This window comes from Dietzia sp. B19 (assembly GCF_014145155.1).
In the GTDB taxonomy this organism is placed as follows: Bacteria; Actinomycetota; Actinomycetes; order Mycobacteriales; family Mycobacteriaceae; genus Dietzia; species Dietzia natronolimnaea.
Genome location: NZ_JAALED010000216.1, coordinates 20,814 through 24,509 on the forward strand (window position 1 = coordinate 20,814; position 3,696 = coordinate 24,509).

Here is a 3,696-nt window from a genome sequence, read left to right on the forward strand (position 1 = left end):
GCCGCGGTGCGTCAGAGCCGATCGTGCCGGCTCAGAGGAACGGAAGAAGGGTCGGCACCAGGGTCGGCGCGTCGCCCGACGATCCGAAGACCGGACTGAGGCCCGCGAGCGAACCGAGGACCGTGTCCAGGTCGTCGAGCGACCCGTCAACGGTGTCGTCGTCCTCCACCGTGCACTCACCGGCCTCGGAGACGGCGGTGCGCAGACCGACCCCTGCGGTGGCCGCGTTGTCGGCCCACAGGAACCTGACCCGCTCGGCGGTGCCGGTGGCGCCTCCCAGGAGGCACTCGACGGTCTCGCGGTGGGAGGCGAAGCCCTCGTTGGCGAGGTTGGGCATGCCGACCGGCCGGGCGTAGAGGGTGCCGTCGGGGACGAACCCGGTCCCGTCGAAGGTCATCTCGACCGAGCGTCCCTCGCAGACCTCGTCACACAGCACCCGCACGACGCCGGACACCTCGTCGTGGTCGAGCGCCATCACGCCTTTGAACGGTGAGGTGTACGTCTGCATCTCGGTCACCGCACCTCCGTCATCCAGCCGCACGAAGTGGACCTTCCCGGTCCCCTCGACGCCCACGGCGAAGGCTCCGCCGAACGCCTCGGGGAGGTATTCGATGGCCTCGAGGCCGGCGTTCGCGCCGATCGGCCCGGTGAGGGAGGTCAGCGAGTACTCGTCCGTGGCGCTGAGGGTGCCGGAATCGCGGTCGGTGGGCAGGACGAAGCGCAGGATCGAGGGGCGACTGGTGCTGCCGGCGTCGTTGTTGCGCTCGGTGGCCACGTAGATCACGCCGTCCGGCCCCACGGTGACGCCCTCGGAATCGGGTCGGCCCGAACCGTCGGGGTAGGTGAGGACGAAGGTGCGGGCGAGCGAGTAGGTGCCTGCACTGTGGTCGTGGGCCAGGACGTACAGCGTGCCGGTGCCGTTGTTCACCACGTAGGCGGTGCCGTCGGCCGCGATGTCGACACCCGACATGTCGTCGTCCTCGGCGAAGGCGCCACCGAGCGCGACGGGGGTGATCGTCAGCGGGTCGAAGGGCCAGGGCGACGTCACCACGCTGGTGGCGGGTATCGCCAGCGCCGCGCCGGCGGCGAGGGCGACCGTGAGGACGCCTGAGCTGATGGTCCGTGAGCGCATCGGGGGCCTTTCCTGGGCAATGACTGAGTGACTGACCAGGTGCCCGTAGGAGGGTCGGGTGCCGGGTCCGTGTCCGGTGGGTGGCGACGAGCTGAACGTTTACCGCTGACCGTCTGCTGCTGTCGGCCGCCGGACACCGCCAGGTGGGCCCGGCCCGAACTGATGGAACCGAGCAGCCCCTCCGAACCGTCGAACCGATCGGAAGAACCGGGAGAGGACCGACATGCGATCAACGACGAGGCGGGGAGACGAGTGACCACACCACAACCGGGACGTGCCCGCAGGTCGCAGAGATGGGATCCGCTGTCGCCGTCCTATGCCATCCCGATGGTCGTACTGCTGCTCCTGTGCGCGGTGGGTGTCTCGGTCGGAGCGTGGAGGAGTGTGTTCCCGACCGAGGGCAGCCTGCGTCCGGAGGAACTCCCCGCTCACTTCATGCTGCTCACCCTGAGCCTGATGCTCTTCCTGGCGGCCGAGCTTTCAGGATCCGTGCAACTCTGGCGAACGAGGTGGAGCGAACGGACCATCACGACGTGCATCGCGTCGATCCGTGGCCTCATCGCCGCGTACGGTGTGGCGTCCACGGTGGTGTTCGCTCTCGCCGCAGGGTCGGCGTGGGCGTGGAGCGCCGTCATCCCCGTCGCGTTCATCGCCTACGTCGTGCGTATGGAGATCGGACTGCGAGAGCAGATCGGACCTCCTCAGACCGAGGCACGGCTACTGCCGGGCCAGGCTCACCAGGAAGTCGATCGTTCCGGACGTTTCCACGGCGACAAAGCCGAGGCTCGGCGGCTCGACCCCGACCTCGGCCCAGGTGAGGGGGACCGCGCCGGAGGCGATCAGGGCGTCGCCCGTCCGTAGGACGGTCACCTCAATGTCCTCACGGACGGTCGTGCCCTTGATCGTCAGCTCGACCACCATCGGGATCGACACCGTTGTGCCGTCCGACGGCACCGCAGCCAGATCCACGGGTTCGGCCACGGTGAGTGTCGCCGAGGGATGGGACCCGGCATCGAGGATCTGGGGTGAGCGGGCCTGGGCGTCGCGCTGGTCGATGTCCGTCTCGATTCCCGCCACCTGCACGTCGAACGATGCGGACTCCAGGGTGGTCCCGGACACGACCGCCCGGCCGCTCACCTGGTCGGTGCTGCCGACGACGGTGACCGGCTCCCCGCGCAGGATCTCGTTGACCGTGTACCCGGCAGTCGTCTCGTTGGGCGCGGTCCCCGGCACCACCACCCACGTGCCCTCCAGGGTGCCGGTCGCCTCCTCGGCTCCGTCGACGGAGACGGTCGCGGCCGGCGCGTCGTCACCTCCACGCACGGCTTTGTAGAGGTAGGGCGCCGCGATCAGCGCGACGACGACGATGACGACGACAGCGCCGATGATCCAGGGGAGTCTCCGCATGGGACGAGCTTAGGAACTCCGGCGAGGTGGGCGGATGAGTATCGACCGAAGATCACGCCGACGTCAGGTCACGCCGTAGCCGCTACACCACCCCGAGCTCGCGGGCCCTGGCCACCGCGGCCGTCCGGGACGTCACACCGAGTTTGTCGAAGACGTGCACGAGGTGCGTCTTGACCGTCGCCTCCGACACGTTCAGGGACGCCGCGACCTGCCGATTGGTCTCGCCCGTCGCCACCGCCCGCACCACGTCCACCTCGCGATCGGTCAGCACCGGCCGTGGGTCGCGCAGCCGGTTCATCAGAGTGGCGGCGACGGTGGGGGAGAGCGCGCTCTCCCCGGCCGCCGCGGCGCGGACGGCGGCCAGCAGCTCGTCGGGACCGGCGTCCTTGAGGAGGTAGCCGCAGGCCCCCGCCTCGATCGCCCCGATGATGTCCGCATCGGTGTCGTGGCTGGTCAGGACCAGGACCTGCGGTGGTGACCCGAGTGCGCGGAGTCGCCGGGTCGCCCTGACCCCCGCGGAGGCGTCACCCGCGAAGCGCAGGTCCATGAGCACCACGTCCACGTCGCCGATCCGCGCCCGCTCGACAGCGCCGTCAGCGGTGGGGACGTCGGCCACCACCTCGATGGCGGGGTCCGACGCGACCAACGCGCGAAGGCCTGTCCGGACCACCGCGTGATCGTCCGCGATCAGAACGCGCACGCTCGTCGTCGTCATGTCCCCGAGCCTCCCACCACCGTCGGGAGCACGGCGCGGATCGTGGTCCCCGCGCCGGTCTCGGAGCTCACGTCGAACTCTCCTCCCAGCCCGGACACCCGACGCGCCATCCCGTCCAGACCGAACGATGCGGTGGGCCGCGGCGCGGCGACGTCGAAACCCCGACCGTCATCGCGCACCTCGAGCGCGACCGCGGTGGATGACCCTGTCAGCGTCACCTCGACCCTCGAGGGTGAGGCGTGTGTGACCGCGTTCGCCAACGCCTCCTGCGCCACGCGGACGAGCACGGCGGCGACCTCGGGGGGAGGGTCGACCTCGAGGGAGCAGTCCGCGGTCACCTCGATCCCCGGATGCTCCGCGCGGGTCCGCTCCGCGACGCGGCCCAGTGCGCCCGCGAGCGACACGCCGTCGAGCGGAGCGGGGCGTAGCGCGGCGATCAGGC

Annotated in this window: 5 protein-coding genes; all 5 read right to left on the reverse strand. The window is 70.3% G+C overall.

Annotated elements, in window-relative coordinates; genetic code table 11:
• Nucleotides 1–31 precede the first annotated feature (31 nt).
• On the reverse strand, nucleotides 32–1,132 hold the full coding sequence (locus G6020_RS07240; protein WP_182610155.1) for an esterase-like activity of phytase family protein: 1,101 nt from the start codon (nucleotides 1,130–1,132) through the stop codon (nucleotides 32–34).
• A 428-nt stretch (nucleotides 1,133–1,560) separates the two neighbouring features.
• Entirely contained in the window at nucleotides 1,561–1,782 is a 222-nt protein-coding gene (locus G6020_RS07245; protein WP_182610156.1) for a hypothetical protein, read from the reverse strand.
• Nucleotides 1,783–1,849: 67 nt separating this feature from the next.
• On the reverse strand, nucleotides 1,850–2,539 hold the full coding sequence (locus G6020_RS07250; RefSeq protein ID WP_182610157.1) for a YceI family protein: 690 nt from the start codon (nucleotides 2,537–2,539) through the stop codon (nucleotides 1,850–1,852).
• A gap of 82 nt (nucleotides 2,540–2,621) precedes the next feature.
• Nucleotides 2,622–3,254 carry a response regulator transcription factor gene (locus G6020_RS07255; protein ID WP_182610158.1) on the reverse strand — a complete coding sequence of 211 codons (633 nt, stop codon included), beginning with the start codon at nucleotides 3,252–3,254 and terminating at the stop codon, nucleotides 2,622–2,624.
• Nucleotides 3,251–3,696, reverse strand: a 446-nt coding sequence (locus tag G6020_RS07260) for an ATP-binding protein (RefSeq protein WP_182610159.1), incomplete at its 5' end; no start/stop codon positions are given. The genes G6020_RS07255 and G6020_RS07260, both read right to left, overlap by 4 nt.